At 53.2% G+C, this 17,778-nt stretch carries 15 protein-coding genes; 7 read left to right on the top strand and 8 right to left on the bottom strand.

All coding sequences use genetic code 11. From position 1 onward, the window contains the following. The first annotated feature begins 130 nt into the window (after nucleotides 1–130). Together ACO0LN_RS05350 and ACO0LN_RS05345 are read left to right on the top strand one after the other, a co-directional pair. Nucleotides 131–2,386: a hypothetical protein gene (locus tag ACO0LN_RS05350; protein WP_422971690.1), complete on the top strand. Its 2,256-nt coding sequence runs from the start codon at nucleotides 131–133 to the stop codon at nucleotides 2,384–2,386. Nucleotides 2,387–2,477: 91 nt separating this feature from the next. Next, nucleotides 2,478–3,923: a serine/threonine-protein kinase gene (locus ACO0LN_RS05345; RefSeq protein WP_422971688.1), complete on the top strand. Its 1,446-nt coding sequence runs from the start codon at nucleotides 2,478–2,480 to the stop codon at nucleotides 3,921–3,923. Nucleotides 3,924–3,984: 61 nt separating this feature from the next. Here the strand turns inward: ACO0LN_RS05345 and ACO0LN_RS05340 are convergent, their stop codons facing one another. The 4 genes from ACO0LN_RS05340 to ACO0LN_RS05325 form a co-directional block, all read right to left on the bottom strand. Continuing rightward, the gene (locus ACO0LN_RS05340) at nucleotides 3,985–4,752 is read right to left on the bottom strand and encodes an alpha/beta fold hydrolase (protein ID WP_422971686.1); all 768 of its coding nucleotides are present in this window, start codon (nucleotides 4,750–4,752) and stop codon (nucleotides 3,985–3,987) included. A gap of 164 nt (nucleotides 4,753–4,916) precedes the next feature. Next, a complete protein-coding gene (locus tag ACO0LN_RS05335) occupies nucleotides 4,917–5,351 on the bottom strand; it encodes a MarR family winged helix-turn-helix transcriptional regulator (protein ID WP_422971684.1) in 435 nt (144 codons plus the stop codon). 202 nt (nucleotides 5,352–5,553) lie between these two features. Further along, nucleotides 5,554–6,315, bottom strand: a complete 762-nt coding sequence (locus ACO0LN_RS05330; protein ID WP_422971682.1) for a tRNA-uridine aminocarboxypropyltransferase — start codon at nucleotides 6,313–6,315, stop codon at nucleotides 5,554–5,556. A gap of 178 nt (nucleotides 6,316–6,493) precedes the next feature. Then, nucleotides 6,494–6,742 carry a DUF3297 family protein gene (locus ACO0LN_RS05325; protein ID WP_422971680.1) on the bottom strand — a complete coding sequence of 83 codons (249 nt, stop codon included), beginning with the start codon at nucleotides 6,740–6,742 and terminating at the stop codon, nucleotides 6,494–6,496. A 296-nt stretch (nucleotides 6,743–7,038) separates the two neighbouring features. Between ACO0LN_RS05325 and katG the strand changes: the two genes are divergently transcribed. The 3 genes from katG to ACO0LN_RS05310 all read left to right on the top strand — a co-directional run bounded on the left by katG (nucleotide 7,039) and on the right by ACO0LN_RS05310 (nucleotide 10,661). Continuing rightward, complete coding sequence (gene katG, locus ACO0LN_RS05320) at nucleotides 7,039–9,225, top strand: catalase/peroxidase HPI (protein WP_422971678.1); 2,187 nt, start codon at nucleotides 7,039–7,041, stop codon at nucleotides 9,223–9,225. Between the two features lie 307 nt (nucleotides 9,226–9,532). Continuing rightward, complete coding sequence (locus tag ACO0LN_RS05315) at nucleotides 9,533–10,300, top strand: SDR family oxidoreductase (RefSeq protein WP_422971676.1); 768 nt, start codon at nucleotides 9,533–9,535, stop codon at nucleotides 10,298–10,300. 55 nt (nucleotides 10,301–10,355) lie between these two features. Further along, nucleotides 10,356–10,661 carry an NIPSNAP family protein gene (locus ACO0LN_RS05310; protein ID WP_422971674.1) on the top strand — a complete coding sequence of 102 codons (306 nt, stop codon included), beginning with the start codon at nucleotides 10,356–10,358 and terminating at the stop codon, nucleotides 10,659–10,661. Between the two features lie 7 nt (nucleotides 10,662–10,668). Here ACO0LN_RS05310 and ACO0LN_RS05305 read toward each other — a convergent pair whose 3' ends face one another. The 4 genes from ACO0LN_RS05305 to ACO0LN_RS05290 all read right to left on the bottom strand — a co-directional run bounded on the left by ACO0LN_RS05305 (nucleotide 10,669) and on the right by ACO0LN_RS05290 (nucleotide 14,936). Continuing rightward, nucleotides 10,669–11,301 (bottom strand): Yip1 family protein, encoded by a 633-nt coding sequence (locus ACO0LN_RS05305; protein ID WP_422971672.1) that lies wholly within the window; start codon nucleotides 11,299–11,301, stop codon nucleotides 10,669–10,671. A 31-nt stretch (nucleotides 11,302–11,332) separates the two neighbouring features. Further along, nucleotides 11,333–13,102: an ABC transporter substrate-binding protein gene (locus tag ACO0LN_RS05300; protein ID WP_422971670.1), complete on the bottom strand. Its 1,770-nt coding sequence runs from the start codon at nucleotides 13,100–13,102 to the stop codon at nucleotides 11,333–11,335. Between the two features lie 78 nt (nucleotides 13,103–13,180). Continuing rightward, nucleotides 13,181–14,017 (bottom strand): substrate-binding periplasmic protein, encoded by an 837-nt coding sequence (locus ACO0LN_RS05295; RefSeq protein WP_422971668.1) that lies wholly within the window; start codon nucleotides 14,015–14,017, stop codon nucleotides 13,181–13,183. 25 nt (nucleotides 14,018–14,042) lie between these two features. Further along, nucleotides 14,043–14,936, bottom strand: coding sequence for a 1-aminocyclopropane-1-carboxylate deaminase/D-cysteine desulfhydrase (locus ACO0LN_RS05290; protein WP_422971666.1), 894 nt, complete (start codon nucleotides 14,934–14,936; stop codon nucleotides 14,043–14,045). Nucleotides 14,937–15,015: 79 nt separating this feature from the next. Between ACO0LN_RS05290 and ACO0LN_RS05285 the strand changes: the two genes are divergently transcribed. Further along, entirely contained in the window at nucleotides 15,016–15,678 is a 663-nt protein-coding gene (locus tag ACO0LN_RS05285; RefSeq protein ID WP_422971664.1) for a GGDEF domain-containing protein, read from the top strand. A 122-nt stretch (nucleotides 15,679–15,800) separates the two neighbouring features. Next, nucleotides 15,801–17,762 carry a CocE/NonD family hydrolase gene (locus ACO0LN_RS05280; RefSeq protein WP_422971662.1) on the top strand — a complete coding sequence of 654 codons (1,962 nt, stop codon included), beginning with the start codon at nucleotides 15,801–15,803 and terminating at the stop codon, nucleotides 17,760–17,762. Nucleotides 17,763–17,778 lie beyond the last annotated feature (16 nt).

The raw sequence follows: 17,778 nt of genomic DNA, 5'->3' as shown, positions 1-17,778 counted from the left end.
ACAAATCACGATCTGGCCCTAAAACCCCCTTCTGTTCCCGTCTTTCAAATCTACCCCCGGTGCTACCATTTTTGCTCAGGTGCATGATGTTCCCTCGCCCAAGCACCGCGCAGCGATTGAAGGAGTTCTCATGTTCAGCATCTTTGCCAGTTCCAAACTCAAGTGTCCCCAGTGCGACCATCACAATATACAAGATGCAATTTATTGCACGCATTGTGGCTTCATGCTGAGCAGCCCACGGCACGAGACGATATTGCGCCACAATCGCTGGCTGCCAAAAGAGAATGAGGTCGCCATGTATTTTGGCGTGCGTCCACTCAGCAGCATCACAAAACAAGAATTGCATATTCCGGTCAGCGCGCGTGCCTATATATTGCAAGAGGGCCAGCTTGTCGAATTGCTGGCGGGCGACTATATTGGGCAAGACATCAGCAGCCAGCTCATGGGTTTGCAGACCGACAAAGCAGCAGAAATCTTGCTGACACGCCTCAACCCTTTTGCCCTGCTGTTCAGTTTTGAAGATCTGCATACCGCAGAGTTTCTACCAATTGCGGCCAAATTTGTCATCAGCGTCAAGATTGCTGACGTATCTGCGTTTGCCAAGCATTTCATGACTGCGCCTGGCATCATCACCTGCCAGCAATTGCAACAATTGCTGGAACCCATGGTGCGTCAGATTGCGCTTGAATTCCTGGGCGCACAATCCTTAAGGGACTTGCAAGACAATGCCCACCTGCGCCAGCAACTCGATGAGCGTTTGCTCTCGACACTGAATTTGTCGATTGCGGAATATGGTTTCGTCGCGACCCAAGCTGTTACCCGCGAAGTGCGGCATGACAAGCTGACCGATGACAGGGAAAAACTCAGTGAAAAAATAGGCAGCATGCATCTGGTTATCGATGGTCAGCGCGCCAAGCTGGAACAAAGCAAACTTATCGATGCACTCTATACCAATAGTGAATGGCAAAAGATCGCCAGACAGGAAGAGCAAATCCGCCTGCGTTACCGCCATGAAGAAATGCGCCAGCAATTTGGCAAAGACCTGGGCTGGCTGTACATACAAGGCCAGGCAGAGGACGCAAAAAAACGCCTGAGCCGTGCCAAGTTGCGCCAGGATGAAAACGAGCGCCTGCAAACCATACGCGCCCGCGAGCTGGAATTGTATGGCCGCATTGCCGATGCCACAACCCGCAAACATGCGCTGGAACGCGGTGCCGCAGAGACCATCAAAGAACTGGAACACGGTCTCAAGCAGAAATCCGAACATCGCCAGAACGAAGCAGACCAGTGGCTGCATATACGCACCATGGCACGTATCAAGATGCGTTCAGAATCAGAAATCACCCAGTTGCAGGGTAAGGAAGCTGCGCAACTGATGCAGCAAAAAATCCAGCATCAGTTAAAAAGATTCCAGCTCGAACACGAGTTTGCGCAAGCCAGCCTGACCGCAGATCAGGAACAACAAAAAGCCCAGACAGAATTATTGCGCCACAAGCAAAACCAGTTGGCGCGCCGTGAGCAGGAACTGGAAGATGAAGAACAAAAAAGCCGCCTGATACTGATCAGCATAGAAGCAGAAGCCAGAGCCAGAGAGTTTCAGCGCATACAGGCCTGGGAAGAGGAACTGCAACAGCAACGCACGCGTGCACTGCAACGTGAAGACAGCATCAGCGATGTGGATACTGCATTCAAACTCAGCCAGGTACAAGAAAAAATCAATGGCATCAAGCGCAACGACAGTCAGGCTGATGCCATGGTCCAGCATGAAAAACTGCTGACTACCTTGAAAGCCCACGCCCAGTTTGAACAGCAGACACAGCAGCAACAGCATCAGGCCAGGCTGGCAGAGGTAGAAGTAGAAACCCTGCGCCAGCAACTCAGGCAGCAAGAAGATGAACGTCGCTGGAAAAAAGAACTGCAACAGGCAGAAGCCGAACGCGCTGACAAATTCGCCAGACTCAGTCTGGAGCGTGAACAGCGCCAGGCTGAACAGGCGCATGATGCCCTGCTGGCCCGCATCGCCATAGAGCGCATGAATGCCATCGCCAACTTCAGCGAAACCGGCAAGATTGCCACTGCCGATCCAGCCAATGCCCTTGCACTGGCCGAGATCGTCAAGGTGCAGGCACAAGCCAGCCTGACGGCTGAACAAATCCTCGCCATGCAGGCAGGTAGCTCAGAACATGCTGCCAATGCCATGAGTGCCCTGGCCAGTGCGCAGCAAGGCATGAGCTGGGAGCAGGCCGTCAAGATGTTGCAAGAGCGCATACAGGACGAACGCGGGCAAAGAGAAGCTGAACAGCAAAGACGCCATGAGATAGATCTCAGCATGGCGCAAAACCTCGGCAGCCGTGTAGCACAGTCGGGCCAGGCCGGCAGAAAATAAGCATTAAGGAATGTAGTCAAGCACAGCACAAATTGATCTTAAGCCTTATACCCCTAGCCCTATACCTATCTGAAGAACGCAACCCCTGACAATGCAAACGCCACTACAAAAAATCCGTGAATTGCGCGCATTGCTGGATGAACGCCTGCTCACAGAAGACGAATTCAAGCAACGCAAAGACGCTATTCTCGATAATGAGCTTGCCCCTGCTATTTCCAGACACTCCAGCAAAGTCGCGCAAGAAACTGCACAAGGCACTGACCTGGGTTTTCTGGCGGGGCAAGAAGTCGGTGGAGTTTCCAAACGCTATAGACTGGAAAAACTCCTGGGACAGGGTGGCATGGGCCAGGTGTGGCAGGCCAGTGACCTGGCAACCCAGGCTGAGCTTGGTCACAGCGAGACAGTTGCGCTAAAGATCTTGCCGTCACAACTAACCCAGAGTGCCCTGCATGCACGCCTGCTGGTGGAAGAAGCCTCGCTGGTGCGCAGGCTCGCGCACGAGCATATCGTCAGGGTATATGACTGGGCACGCGACCCGGCCACTAACAGCTATTTCATCATCATGGAATATCTGGACGGGCACGATCTGGAAAACTACCTCATCAAGCACACCCGCTGTACCCTCAAGCAAGTGCTGGACATGCTCAGCCCCGTGGCCGATGCACTCGATTATGCCTGGGCCAAACATAAACTCGTACACCGTGATCTGAAACCCAGTAACCTCTTGCTGACCACAGCAGGTGATATCAAGCTACTTGATTTCGGCATCTCGGCACGTTTGCGCAGCCATACCCAGGCAGGCTTGATTTCTACCAGCATGACGCCATCGCGTTCACCCTATGCAGGTACCGCAGGTTATCGCGCGCCAGAAGCTGGCAGCCACCAGCACAGCCCCGGTCTGGATGTGTATGCCGTTGCTGTCATGATTTACCAGATGCTGGAAGCGGCGATGCCTTTTGGCGAATATCGCCACCCTCAGCAGCAACCCATACAGCCAGCCGCACTGAACGCCGCCCAATGGCAAGTCTTGCAAAGCGGCTTTGCCATCCAGCCAGACCAGCGCCCTGCCAGCGTCCGTGCGCTACTACAAACTCTGCAGGCCGCGGCCAAACCGCTCACCAATGCAACGCCAGTCAAGGTATCTGGGACTATCAGGCCACAGGCAGAAATCAAGGAATCACTGATAGAAGGCGCCGCCCGCCAGCGGGCAGAGCAAAGACGGCAACGCAAGGAACTGGAAAAACAAAGGCGCGAGCAAGCCAGTGCAGCCTTGCGTGCCCTCATAGAGAGACAAAACCGTCTTCATGCCATAGAAGATGCCCAACGCCGCCAGAAAGATGAGCAGCTAAGACAATACAAAGAACAGCAAGAGCAAAAGCGCTTACAGGAAGAGGCAATGGCAGCGGTAGCGGCAGGCCCTCATGCAGATGCCGCTACCGACACCACCATCACCTGGGAAGAAGCACAACGCTATCTGGCCGCAATCAGCCGCAATACTGGTACTGATAACGGGCAAATGCCAGGCATGACAGCCTGAACGCAAAAAGGCCCATACCGCTTATAACGGCAAAGGCCCCCGCAGCAATTCTATGCAATCGCTAGTTCTTGACTGCAGCGAGAATCGCTTCTGCAACCGCTTTAGGCTGGGACAACATCGGCACATGGCTGGTTGGCAGCGTGGTTGTCACGGCATTGATCTTTTTTGCAAACGCCGCTTGCAAGCCTGGATCTATCATGCGGTCCTTGCTGGCGACGATGTAATAATTTGGCTTGCTTTTCCATGCAGCGAATGTCACTGGTTCGCCAAACACCTTGGCTGGCAACAGGCCTTGGGTAGTGGCCAGCACCGCCGTTTTTTCTTTTGGCACATCTTGCGCAAAGTTGGTCGCAAATGATTCCGGTGATAATTCCAGATTACCATTCGCATCAGGTTTCAGGGTCGCGATGCCTGGAGGTACAGGGTAATCTTTACCCAGCGCGCCCAGTGTTTCACCTTCAGATGGTGCAAAGGCGGCCACATACACCAGCGCCTTGATCTTGTCGCTGACACCAGCCTGTGTAATCACCGCGCCACCCCAAGAGTGACCTACCAATACTACCTTGCCAGTCTGTGCATCAACTACACGCTGTACGGCAGCGACATCATCCGCCAACGAAGACAAGGGGTTTTGCACAGCGACGACTTTCACGCCTTTCGCTTGCAGAAATGGCGTAACCTGGTTCCAGCTTGAGCCATCGGCGAAGGCGCCGTGGACCAGGACTACCGTGGTGTCATTGCCTGAGGCAGCCAATGCATGGCCCGGCAAGGCAGCAGCAGAGGAAAGGGCAACAGACAAGATCAATGCGGTTTTGCTTATGTTTTTCATGATGAGCTTTCAAAGAAAATTTAAAAACAGATAAATTAGTTAGCGCGCTAAGTATTTGAATGGCATTTCCTGTCTTTTGCGCTTTGCCATGCCGATAATAATAGCGCGCTAATAATTAGCGCGCAAGTTAATTTTAAATATTTTTATTGCGGCTTGCTTTCAATTTAACTATCGAGATGGCTACTCAGCTTGTTCAGGCCTGCCATGAGTTGCTGGAAATCAGACAACTGCAGGTCGCAGGCAGCGGCAATCTTCTGGCTGATACGTACTCCGGCGGCGCGCAGTTTATTACCTTCGTCCGTCAGCGTCAGTACCCGGTTACGCTCGTCTTTTGGGTCGCGGTTACGCCGCAGATAACCCTCTGCCTCCAGCCGTTTGACCACAGGCGTGATAGAACCAGAATCCTGTCCCAGGCGGTTAGCCAGATCGCGTATCCCAAGGCCTTCTTCTTCCCACAACACCACCATGACCAGGTATTGCGGATAAGTCAGATTCAACTCAGCCAGCAGCGGCTTGTACAACTGCGTCATCTTCAAGGACGTGGAGTACAGGTTGAAACACAGATGGTCTGCGAGCAGGGGTGGTTTGCGGGTGGTCATTTGGTAAAAGCTTCTTTGAAGGAGCTTAGCGTAACGTAATTTTGGACATGTCGCAAATGCTAAGGACGGTAGCAGTTTGTAGGTTGGGCTACGATTTACAAGCCCAACAATCGGCGTTTAATAAATGCATACATTATTTGCGGCTGAGTGTTGGGCTGATAACCCGTAGCCCAACCTACGATGTTAATAGGCCCAACCCAACCTACAATCCCTCAACCAACTCCCGCATCTGCACATGCAATTCATCCTCCCACTCCACCTTCAACTGCTGCTTGGCCCGCAGATAATGATCGGTGAACACATCGAGGTACATCTCCAGTGCCTGCGCCGCCGCAGGCTCTCCCGCCAGCCCCAGGCACAGAGCCGCGACTTCAGACGTACACAAATGATCATCCCGTCGTGAACGGCGCAAACGGTAACGTGAGAGTTGTTCCGGCAGCAGGCTCAGCACCGGGAACTGCACCAGGTAAGGGCTTTTCTTGAATATCTTGCGTGCTTCTGGCCAGGTTGCATCCAGCAGAATAAACAGCGGGCGTTTGTGTCTATTCTGCTCAGTATCTACCGGCGGTAATTCTGTAATCACCCGCTCTGGCGCTACAAACTCACCGGGAAAAACTACATACGGCTGCCATTGCGGGTCCGCCAGCACAGTCAGTAAAGCCGGATCAACTTCAGTACGTGCCCAACCAAAAGCCATGGTATCGGGCACCACGTCGGCAATCAGCCAGCCGGTGTTGCTGGGTTTCAGGGTTTCATGCTCAGCCATCACCAGGCATACGCCAGCACGAGTTGGTACGATGGGCCGTAATTCGCACAGGCAATGGCTGAGTATCAGCCTGCAAGCACCACAACGCTCTCCCTTGGGCCCGCCACGCGCCAGAAACGGTCTGGTACTGCGCTCAAGACGGGATGAGCGCAAACGGGACACAGCATGTGGCGGATGTAACAATGGTGAGGGCTTCATCTGGGATGCGAATCAGGGTAGGCAGGCATGGCACCATGCGTGTTTGACAAACAGGCAGGCGGTATTCTGGAATACTAAAGGATAGCGCAACACGCGCTGATAGCCAGCGAACCAGCCAGCCAAATGAAAAAGGTGCAAGCCCAAAAGACTGCACCTTGCTACATCTGCATGAAAGAGATCAGCGGTAAAACGCCTCAACCACACCCTTGACCTTGATCATCAAAGGATTGCCCTTGCGGTCACGTGCTTTGCCCGCTGCAACGCTGACCCAGCCTTCGCTGATGCAATATTCTTCAACATCGTTGCGCTCTTTACCATTGAGCTTGATGCCGACATCGTGTTGAAACACTTCAGCGACATGATAAGGGCTACGGGGATCAACCGACAGGCGGTCCGGTAATGGGGGGTATTGTATAGTATCGTTCATAGCCGCAATTATCCCTTAGAACGGCAGGGGATTCAATGGCCTGGCAGCATGACTCTGTTACCTGCATCCGCTAATATGATAAAGGCAATTTTACGAAGCTGTCTTTACTTCAGCAGTTTTGCTTTGCCAGACCGTGTTCATTTCATCGATAGTGCATGTTGATAGTAAAAACAAATTGATTCAATAAATTAAATTAAGTTTACCTATGGCATTTCCATCTCTACAATCAATCAGGTAGCAAAACTCATCTCACCTTCGTGATGAATGAGTTTGAACGTCACCCAAAGGAGATAATGATGTCAAACGATGCAAAATGCCCATTCTCAGGTAGCGCCGGTGCTACTGCTCGCTTAACTGCCGTGGCCAGTGCGCCAGGCAATGCGGGCTGGTGGCCAAATCAACTGAATCTCAAAATTCTGCACCAGCACTCTCCTTCATCCAATCCCATGGAAAAGGATTTCAATTACGCCAAAGCCTTCAAGACTCTCGATCTCGACGCAGTGATACAGGACTTGCATGCTCTGATGACAGACTCCCAGGACTGGTGGCCGGCAGACTACGGTCACTACGGCCCTTTCTTCATACGCATGGCCTGGCATAGCGCAGGCACCTATCGCACTGCCGATGGTCGCGGTGGCGCAGGTGCAGGTGCACAACGTTTTGCACCACTCAATAGCTGGCCAGACAATGGCAACCTCGACAAGGCGCGCCGCCTGCTTTGGCCTATCAAACAAAAATATGGCAACAAACTGTCATGGGCTGATCTGATGATTTTGGCTGGTAACGTCGCGCTTGATTCCATGGGCTTCAAGACCTTCGGCTTTGCCGGTGGCCGCCCCGACGTGTGGGAACCGCAAGAAGATATCTACTGGGGTTCAGAAGGCAAATGGCTGGATGACCAGCGCTATACCGGCGACCGTGAACTGGAAAAATCCCTCGCCGCCGTACAGATGGGCCTGATCTATGTCAATCCGGAAGGCCCGAATGGCAAGCCAGATCCGCTGGCATCAGCCCGCGATATCCGCGAAACCTTTGCCCGCATGGCTATGAACGATGAAGAAACCGTGGCCCTCGTCGCAGGCGGCCACACCTTCGGCAAAGCTCACGGCGCAGGTGACCCAGCCCATGTCGGCGCAGAACCAGAAGGCAGCAGTATAGAAGAACAAGGCCTGGGCTGGACCAACAGCTTTGGTACAGGTGTAGGCGTGCACACCACCACCAGCGGCATAGAAGGCGCATGGACGCCTACGCCCACAAAATGGGACAACAGCTATTTCGAAACCCTGTTCGGCTACGAATGGCAACTGACCAAAAGCCCGGCCGGTGCCCATCAATGGACGCCGACAGACCCAGCCGCCAAGACCACAGTGCCAGACGCGCATGACCCGTCACTGCGCCACGCCCCCATGATGACTACGGCAGACCTGGCCCTGCGTGTAGACCCGGCGTATGAAAAAATCTCCCGCCGCTTCCTGCAAAACCCGCAAGAACTGGCAGACGCCTTCGCCCGCGCCTGGTTCAAACTGACGCACCGCGACATGGGCCCTGTTGCCCGTTACCTTGGGCCGCTGGTACCAAAAGAAGAACTGATCTGGCAAGACCCTGTTCCGGCTGTCGATCATGCGCTGGTGGATGATAAAGATATCGCCAGCCTCAAGGCCAAACTGCTGGCATCCGGCCTGTCTGTATCGCAGCTGGTGAACACCGCCTGGGCATCCGCCTCCACCTTCCGTGGTAGTGATAAGCGCGGCGGTGCCAACGGCGCACGCATACGCCTGGCACCACAAAAAGACTGGGAAGCCAACCAGCCAGCAGAACTCGCCAAGGTACTGGCTAAACTCGAAGCCATACAGGCGGAGTTCAATGCCGCGCAATCTGGCGGTAAAAAAATCTCGCTGGCTGATTTGATCGTATTAGGCGGCAGCGCCGGCATTGAGGCCGCAGCCAAAAAAGCCGGGCAAGACATTAGCGTGCCATTCACACCAGGCCGCACGGATGCCAGCCAGGAGCAGACCGACGTTGAATCCTTCGCCGTACTCGAACCCTTGGCAGACGGTTTCCGCAATTACCTGCGCAAAGGTCTCGAAGAGTCAGCAGCAGCCCTGCTCATCGACAAGGCCCAATTGCTGAATTTGAGCGCACCAGAAATGACAGCCCTGGTCGGCGGTCTTCGCGCACTCGATGCCAAACCTGTACTCAGCAAACATACCGAGACACTCAACAATGACTTCTTCGTCAATCTGCTGGACATGAGAACCAAATGGCAAAAGTCCGGCACTGACGGCCAGCTCGAAGGCAGAGATAGAAAAACCGGTGAATTGAAATGGACAGCCAGTGTGGTCGATCTCGTCTTTGGCTCCAACTCGCAGTTGCGGGCACTGGCAGAAGTTTATGCAAGTAGCGACGCGCAGCAAGTCTTTGTGCGCGATTTTGTGAGGGCGTGGGTTAAGGTTATGAATGCGGACAGGTTTGATTTGGTATAAATCAGTATCATCCATGCTCCCGCAGGCCATGGTTTAATGGTGAATAGTTCCCTCCCCCTTCAAAGGGGGAGGGTTCAGTTAATCAAAGCTAACTGTTTGCAATAGAACGCCATCCCCATTAGTGACCTCACTATAAATTTTGTTCACAGAGCAATCCGCCAGGGTAAATAGAAGCCATTTCAATTAAAACGTCTAAGCCGCTATTACTGAAATTCAATCACTAATCTCATGAATAAAACATGGATTGTTTCACCAATCCATATCTACCATACTGCCATTTCCTATCCCCTTTCACAGGAAAACCGAAATGTCAGCAACTACAAACGAATTCAAAGACCAGGTCATCGTCATCACTGGCGGCTCCTCCGGCATAGGCCTGGCTAGCGCCCAGTCCTTTATCAACGCCGGTGCAAAAAGCGTGTATATCACTGGCCGCTCAACAGCCAAGCTCGAACAAGCGCGCGAAATCCTCGGCAGCAAGGCAATCCCGGTGACGGCAGATGCTGCCAGTACCAGTGACCTGCAAGCCCTGCATGACAAAATTGCCGCTAGCGGTGAGCAGATTGACGTCCTGTTTGCCAATGCCGGCATCGCCATCCACAACCAGTTTGGCAACACCACCGAAGTGGAATTTGCCACTACCTTCGACACTAATGTCAAAGGCCTGTTCTTTACCGTGCAAAGCCTGCTGCCCTTGATGAAGCCAGCTTCTTCTATTGTCCTGAATGCCTCCATCGCTGCCAGCAAGGGCATGCCCAATCTGAGTCTCTACAATGCCTCAAAAGCAGCAGTGCGTTCATTTGCGCGTAGCTGGGCGAATGACCTCAAGGACAGGAAGATACGCGTGAATGTCGTCAGCCCCGGTGTCACCAGGACGCCAATCATGGAAAATGGCCTGAACATGAAAGAAGCAGATATCGCCAACTTCTCGGCTTATCTGGTCGATGCCGCACCGGCAGGTCGCATGGCCAGACCCGAAGAAATCGCGGCTGCCGTACTGTTTCTTGCATCAGCAACAGCCAGCTATGTGAATGGTGTGGAACTGGTAGCAGACGGCGGGCTGATCCAGGTTTGATGCCTGCGCGGATATGCAGGTAAGATAGTGGCTCTTACACTCCCAGATCAACATCATGGTTACCTGCTATCTGCGTTACATTATCGATCCTGCCAAACTCAAAGAGTTTGAACATTACGGCAAACTCTGGATACCGCTGGTAAACAAGTTTGGCGGCCAGCACCACGGTTATTTCCTGCCTTCTGAGGGTGCGAATAATGTGGCGCTGGCACTGTTTACCTTCCCCAGCCTGGCGGCGTATGAACAATACCGCATACAGATGATGGATGATGCCGAATGCCAGGCGGCATTCAAATATGCTGAAGAACACAAGTGCATCGTCAGCTATGAGAGAAGTTTTTTCAGGCCGGTGATGAGCTAATTGGGGCTTAGTCCAAATTTCCCATCAGGTTTGCCATGAAGACGACCAGAACGATGGGCAGCCAGGTAAGCAGCATTAACACCGCAGCACTGATCGCGGTGAATTTACCGCGTTTTTCTGGAGGCACTTCAAGCAAGACCGGCGCGCCCAGATACAGCAGGTAAATGCTGTATATACTTGCCAGGAAATTGATCGCGGCCATCGCGATCAGATTTTCTGTGACTCTGTCATTGCGAAAGAAAGGCAGTAAGTGCAGCGACCTGACGATCAGCAGCGGCACTATGCTAAAGATGCTCAGCTTCAATGCCTGCGGCAGACTAGACAGGCCGCCAAGCCTACGGCTCAGGCCTTGCATGATGCGGGCAATGATATAGATGAATACGAGGCCCATGCCATAGGATCGAACAGTAGTCACGATGAGCATGCGCAGGTAATCACGTGACAGGGGTTCAATCTCTGTTGCGGTACCAAAATGCCTGAGCAGCAAAGCAGATATCAGACCCAGCACAAGAAAGAAAGCCGTCACGGGTACAACAGTCAGCACGAATACATGCTGGCTGCTGCGGCTATCCTTTGCAATTCTTTGCCACTCTTGTCTGGGCTCTGTCAATACATAGTAGACGCTGCGTGCCAGGTTCATTTTTTTTCCTGATCAAGTCCGGGAAGTATGCTCACTTGGTTTTTTCCACATCCAGAAAGCGCCAGTCACCGCGCAAGATGGGATGAGTCTTGTAACCCTTGACCCAGGGTTGTATGAGCCAGTTGCGCACGCGCCAGAGTTCCATGCTGTGCACGGTGTCGGCTTCAAGGATGCGTTCCATGGTGTTGAATAATTTCAGGCGTTCTGGCCCATTGGGCATCAGGCGTACCTTGTCATAAGCCGCATCGAATGCATCAGACTTGTAGCAACCATGATTGCCGCGGTAAGCATTCTTGCCATAATATAGTTCCATGAAATCCATGCCGTCTGGGATGTCGGCGATATAACCCATGCCAAACATCATGAGCTTGCACTGGTAAGCCGATTTCAGGTTATCAGCAAAACCGGCAACCGGAAATTCTGCGCGTATGCCTATCTTGTCGAGAGAACGCTTCCAGACTTCCATGCGGGCATAGTCCTTGGTCTTGGGGGCAGAATGGATGCGCAGCTTCAGTGGCGAACCGTCGGGCATGGTACGGAAACCATCTTCACCGCGCTTGTAGCCAAATTTGTCGAGCAGCTTGTTGGCGAGTTTGGGGTCGTAGGCATTGCTGTTGCGATAGCTGGTGTCATGCCCGGTCACATCTGGCGGCACCATGGACTGGGCCTTGATGGCTTGCCCGAACCAGACCTGGTCTATCTCTTCCTGATGATTGAAGGACAGGGCAATCGCACGGCGCAGTGCAATTTTGTCCTTGCTGTAACCACCAACCGTCGGGTCCTGGAAATTGAAGAAGGTACGGGTCACGCCGGGATCAACAGTGCGGTAAAGCCGCAAACCCTTGGCGGCAAATTCTGGCTTGAGTTTGCCCCGGTCCAACAATTTGACTGAGGCTGCCGGTACCAGCATTTCAAAGTCGAGCTGGCCAGAATCAAAGGCCAGCCAGCGCGACTGCTCTTCTTCGATGATGGCAATCTCGACCCGCCCGACCTGGGGCATTTGCTTGCCCTTCATGTCCTTGATGATTTGCTTGTCCCAGTCCGTGCCTGTGCCTTGAAAGTCCCAGACAAAACCCCGGTATTCAGGATTGGCTTCGAGTATGATTTTACTGCGTGGTACATATTGCTTGAGCATATAGGCACCTGTGCCTACGGGGTGCTGGTTGACGGCTTCGCCATAATGCTCAACCACTTCACGTGCTACCGCGCCACCCAGGGGCTTGGCGAGATAGTAAATCAGGCCGGGGTGTTGCGCCTTCATGCGCAAAATCAAGGTATAGGGGTCTGGTGTTTCAAGTCCGGTAATTGCTTTGTCATAGTCAAACTTGCCAGTTTTTTTGGCGGCAGCAATCAGTTCATCCAGACCGACGATCTTGCCTTCAAGTATGCTGGCGTGCACCGAGCGATTATTTGGATCAACCAGGCGCTTGAAGGTATAGGCGTAGTCACTGGCCTGCAATTCGCGGCGCTGCCCCTTGAATGCCGGATCAGGAGAAAAATAAATCCCCTTCTTCAGACGGAAGGTCAGGGTCTTGCCGTCGTCACTGATGGCGGGCATGGCCTCTATGGTATTGGGTACCAGTTTGGCCGGACGCGCCAGATAATCGTAAGTGACCAGACCTTCAAAAATCGCATCAGACACCCAGTTGGAATAGGCGCTATTGGTACGCATGGCATCAAAGCCATCATCGGCAGCTTCAAAGGACAGATGCAAGACCTTGTTCGGATCAGCCGCCGCCATTGCAGGCAGGCTCAGGCTGCAGAGCAATGCCGTCAGCACAGCAGTCAGGGAAGATTTCATCTCAGGACAGGGAAAAGAATAAAGCCAGCAGCATAACAGCTAAAGTCTGCAGTTAACACCAGCAACTAACACTCACGTTTAACGCATGGACAAACCATATTTGCGCATAATCCTTTCCATCTCACCGCTTTCTTGCAAAAACTGTATTGCGGCATTGATCTGCTCCAGCTTCCAGGCAGATTTATGCGACAGCGCGCACTGGGTATGGACGACAGAGAAAGGCGTTTTGGATACCTTGTACAGGCTGCGCTTTTCAGGGAAGTTCTTGAAATATCCTTCAATCTCGCCATCCGAGCTGACCATGGCATCGGCACCGCCAATGGCCAGCAGACGGAACATGCCAGGCACATCAGTCAGGTCAACGCGCTTGATTTTTCCCTCAGTAAGCTGGCTGGCGATTTGCGGATAATGGTAACCAAGTTGCAACACGACTTTTTTGCCTTCCAGTTGCTGGGGCACCATCTCAATGCTGGTCTTGTCAGCCATGACCACCACTCTTTCAACCTGGGGAAAGGTAGCTACCGTCCAGCTGACTTCCTTGGGCAAGTCAAACCAGCCGGGGCTGGAATAACACATGATGTCAGCATCACCCTGTATGACCACGCTCTCTATGCGCCTGCGGGAATAGGCAGCATAACTGACTTGTGTTGAGAGTTTTTTTGCCAACTGGTCAGTAAAGTCTTTTTGCAGGCCACCAATCAGTACGTGATTCTTGTCAAAGATATTGAGGGGGTAATCAAGATTTTCATAGACAGCCACACGCAGCAGCGTTTCTGCCGCTTGCACTTGCTGAGGGCAAACCCCGCATAGGGTCAACCCGGCCAGCCCAGCCAGCCCAGCCAGCCCGCAAATAGCGTTGCCAAAAATTGTGCGCCGCCTTTTCATCATTGCACCCAGCCCAGTTAATACGGCCATAACATTATGATTACCTGCGTCATGACTACCTGCGGGCAAACCCGCGTGCGCCCTGCAAACCACCGGTATGAACAGCCACTACCCTGGCATTTTGAGCGAGATATCCATCATGCCACAACTGGCGCAAGGCATACATCATTTTGCCTGTATATACGGGTTCAAGGGGAATCGCTGTCTCTTGCTGGAATTCATGGCAAAAATCGGTCAGTCCGGCAGAAACCTTACCGTAGCCACCATGATGATATCCAGTCAGTAATTCATAGTTCTGGTAATCAGGGTAGCCAGCCTGATCCAGCAGACGGCTGATGTCTGCACGCAGGTAATCACCGTGACTGATGGCGGCGATACCCAGCACTCTGGATCGCCCGCCCAGGCCAGCCAGCACACCCGCCAGTGTCGCACCAGTGCCACAGGCCAGTACCAGATAATCAGGGATAAAGGGCAGCTCGGCGACCAGTTCGGCCACGCCACGCAAGGCCTGGGGGGCACTGCCGCCCTCCGGCAACCACAATGTGCGCTGATCAGGCACAACAATATGGCTGCGCCAGGCTGTGTCATCTGCCCTTAATTGACGGTAGGCCTCACGGTTTACAAACTGAACCTGCATGCCCAGCGCTACGACATCATCAAGCATGGCGCTGTGCATGCCGCTCGCCCCCCGGATCAGGGCAGTCGCGGGCAAGCCCAGCGCATGCGCCGCATGGGCCAGTGCATGGATATGGTTCGACCAGATCCCCCCCATGGAAACCACATGGGTACTTTGCCCCTGCAAGGCTTGCAAAGGATATTTCAATTTGCGAAACTTGTTGCCCGAGACCTGAGGATGCAACATATCGTCGCGTTTCATCCACAAATCCATGCCAGGAAAAAGCCGGGAGCTGACTTGCTGGCAGGGAGAAACCTGGTTCGTGAATAACATGCTTGGCAGAAACGCGGGAGACAATGGTAAAGTGCCATTGTAGCGCCTCGCGCTAGTCCCAGTCCTGGCCGGAGAGTACATGCCCACAGATTTTAATCAGCCTTTATTAGAAGCAAGACAACAAATTGATCAATTGATCAAGCAAATCAAGAACGAAGGCCATCAGGACAATCTCTTGCCCACGCTAGAAACCGTGCTGACACAACTCGACAGCATGGCCAGGACCGACCACCTGACTGGCGCCCTGAACCGCCGCACCCTGGCGGCGATGCTGGATAGTGAACTGGCACGCTCCTTCCGTACCGGCCATACCTTTACGCTGGCAGCCATCGCCGTCGATGGACTTGAGCAAATACTGGAGCAGCATGGCCAGGCCGTGGCACGCCAGGTTTTGCAGCAAGTCGCCAAAGAAGCGCTAACCATGCTGCGCACCCTGGATTCCTTTGGCCGTGTTGCTGCCAATGAGTTTGCGATCGTCATGCCAACGACGTGGCTGGAAGCCAGCCTCAAGGCCATCGCCCGCCTGAAGTTGCGCATCGCCGGAGTAGATTGGGAAGCCATCTCCCCTGGCCTGAAAGTGACTTTTGCCACTGGCCTGACGACCAATGCCCACAAGGACAGTGCCGACAGCATGCTCAAGCGCGTTAATAGCGCCCTGCAGACAGCCCGTAGCAAGGGCGCCAACAGCATCGTGGAAATTGAGCCCCCTTTGCCTGATTACGACCCGAATGCTGAAGATTAAGGGAACTTTTCAGGGAACTTGTTAAGGTCTTTGCAGACCAAGTAGTGCCAGCAGGCACCAAACCGATGTAACTGTCTGAGCTTGGCTGGCCCTAAGCACACAAAAAATATTCGGGGAACATCATGAGAACACCACAGTTGCGACAGGCCCTGCCTGCACTTTCCATCATGCTGGGCGCAATCCTGACCAGCATCGCCACACCAGCACTGGCCTTGAGCAGCAACATCACCAGCGCCAGCAGCACGGTCACTGACGACAAGGCTGACGCTGCCAGGTTGCGTGCCGAGTACATCCGTAAAAACTATGCCAAATTCGAATACCGCATCCCCATGCGCGACGGCAAGCTCCTGTTCACATCTGTGTATGTACCGAACGATGCCAGCGCCAGCAAGCGCTACCCCATCCTGATGAGCCGCACACCTTATTCGGTCGGGCCTTATGGCAGCGATCAATATAAAACCATGCTGGGGCCAACTGCCGAGTATGAGAAAGATGGCTTTATCTTTGTCTATCAGGATGTGCGTGGCACCTACATGTCGGAAGGCGAGTTCGTCAACATGCGCCCGCACATAGACGACAAAAAATCCAGAACCGATGTCGATGAAAGCAGCGATACCTATGACAGCATAGAATGGATGATCAAGCATCTGCCACACAATAATGGCAAGGTCGGCCAGTGGGGTAATTCCTACCCTGGTTTTTATACATCGGCTGGTGCCATTGACAGCCACCCGGCATTAAAAGCGGTCTCACCACAGGCACCGATAGCGGACTGGTTCCGTGGTGATGACATGCACAGGAATGGCGCTTTCAATCTGCAAATGGCCTTTGGCTTTTTCCACAGTTTTGGCCAGCCACGTCCACAACCCACCACAGGTGCAGGCTGGAAGAATTTTAATTTTGGCACACCGGATGGTTACCAGTTCTTCCTGGACCTGGGTTCGGTCGCCAATGCGAATAGCCGTTACTTCAAGAACGGCATCCCTTTCTGGAACGATATCACGGCACATCCAAATTACGACAGCTTCTGGCAAAGCCGCAATATTCTGCCGCATCTGAAGAACATCAAGGCCGCTGTCCTGACTGTGGGTGGCTGGTATGACACAGAAGATTTATATGGCCCGCTCAATACCTACAAGGCCATAGAAAAACAAAACCCTGGCATACAAAACACCATCGTCATTGGCCCATGGACGCATGGCGGCTGGTTCCGTAGTGATGGCGACAAAGTCGGCGATGCCAACTTTGGCTACAAGACGGTGCAAACTTATCAGCCGGTGGAATTTGCCTTCTTCAAGCATTATCTGAAAACCGGCGACAAGCCCACGCTGGCCGAAGCCTGGATGTTTGAAACCGGCGCCAACCGCTGGCGCGGTTTTGATGCCTGGCCACCGAAAGAAAGCAAGGACAAGGCCCTGTACTTCCAGGCGAATGGCAAGCTGAGTTTTAGCGCACCGGTAAATCAGGATGCGCAATTTGTAGAATACATCAGCGACCCGGCCAAACCTGTGCCCTATACCACCGAGATAGAAACGCGCTGGAGCAAGCAATACATAGCAGCCGACCAGCGCTTTGCCACCAGCCGCCCGGATGTAGTGAGCTGGCAAAGTGAAGTGCTGGAAAAAGACGTGACACTGGCCGGCCCGCTAAGTGCAGATTTGTTTGTGAGCGTCACTGGCAGCGATGCTGACTTTGTCGTCAAGCTCATTGATGTCAATCCCGCCAACCTGGAAATTGATGCGCAAACCAATCGTGGCAACCAGCAAACCCTGGTACGCGGCGAACCTTTCCGCGCCCGCTTCCGCGATGGCTTCGAAACAGCCAAGCCTATGGTACCGAACCAGATGACGAAGGTGAAGTTTGCCATCAATGATGTCTTTCACACCTTCCAGCGCGGCCACCGCATCATGGTGCAGGTGCAATCCAGCTGGTTCCCCTTCATAGACCGTAACCCACAATCCTTTGTGCCTAACATCTATGAAGCCAAGGACAGTGATTTCATCAAGGCTACACATAAAGTTTATTTTGGTAGCCAGCAACCAAGTGCCCTCCATGTCAAGGTCTTGCCAGCACTGGATGAATAAAAAAATGCCGCTGACC

It is taken from the genome of Undibacterium sp. TC9W (assembly GCF_049339865.1).
Taxonomy (GTDB): Bacteria; Pseudomonadota; Gammaproteobacteria; order Burkholderiales; family Burkholderiaceae_D; genus Undibacterium.
This window is presented reverse-complemented; position numbering and strand designations above follow the sequence as displayed.

What these genes read in the sequence shown, in the direction of transcription:
- ACO0LN_RS05280 (WP_422971662.1), top strand. Translation starts at nt 15,801, where the DNA reads ATGAGAACACCACAGTTGCGACAGGCCCTGCCTGCACTTTCCATCATG.
- katG (WP_422971678.1), top strand. Translation starts at nt 7,039, where the DNA reads ATGTCAAACGATGCAAAATGCCCATTCTCAGGTAGCGCCGGTGCTACT.
- ACO0LN_RS05295 (WP_422971668.1), bottom strand. Translation starts at nt 14,017, where the DNA reads ATGGCCGTATTAACTGGGCTGGGTGCAATGATGAAAAGGCGGCGCACA.
- ACO0LN_RS05325 (WP_422971680.1), bottom strand. Translation starts at nt 6,742, where the DNA reads ATGAACGATACTATACAATACCCCCCATTACCGGACCGCCTGTCGGTT.
- ACO0LN_RS05310 (WP_422971674.1), top strand. Translation starts at nt 10,356, where the DNA reads ATGGTTACCTGCTATCTGCGTTACATTATCGATCCTGCCAAACTCAAA.
- ACO0LN_RS05330 (WP_422971682.1), bottom strand. Translation starts at nt 6,315, where the DNA reads ATGAAGCCCTCACCATTGTTACATCCGCCACATGCTGTGTCCCGTTTG.
- ACO0LN_RS05305 (WP_422971672.1), bottom strand. Translation starts at nt 11,301, where the DNA reads ATGAACCTGGCACGCAGCGTCTACTATGTATTGACAGAGCCCAGACAA.
- ACO0LN_RS05315 (WP_422971676.1), top strand. Translation starts at nt 9,533, where the DNA reads ATGTCAGCAACTACAAACGAATTCAAAGACCAGGTCATCGTCATCACT.
- ACO0LN_RS05290 (WP_422971666.1), bottom strand. Translation starts at nt 14,936, where the DNA reads ATGTTATTCACGAACCAGGTTTCTCCCTGCCAGCAAGTCAGCTCCCGG.
- ACO0LN_RS05350 (WP_422971690.1), top strand. Translation starts at nt 131, where the DNA reads ATGTTCAGCATCTTTGCCAGTTCCAAACTCAAGTGTCCCCAGTGCGAC.
- ACO0LN_RS05285 (WP_422971664.1), top strand. Translation starts at nt 15,016, where the DNA reads ATGCCCACAGATTTTAATCAGCCTTTATTAGAAGCAAGACAACAAATT.
- ACO0LN_RS05335 (WP_422971684.1), bottom strand. Translation starts at nt 5,351, where the DNA reads ATGACCACCCGCAAACCACCCCTGCTCGCAGACCATCTGTGTTTCAAC.
- ACO0LN_RS05345 (WP_422971688.1), top strand. Translation starts at nt 2,478, where the DNA reads ATGCAAACGCCACTACAAAAAATCCGTGAATTGCGCGCATTGCTGGAT.
- ACO0LN_RS05300 (WP_422971670.1), bottom strand. Translation starts at nt 13,102, where the DNA reads ATGAAATCTTCCCTGACTGCTGTGCTGACGGCATTGCTCTGCAGCCTG.
- ACO0LN_RS05340 (WP_422971686.1), bottom strand. Translation starts at nt 4,752, where the DNA reads ATGAAAAACATAAGCAAAACCGCATTGATCTTGTCTGTTGCCCTTTCC.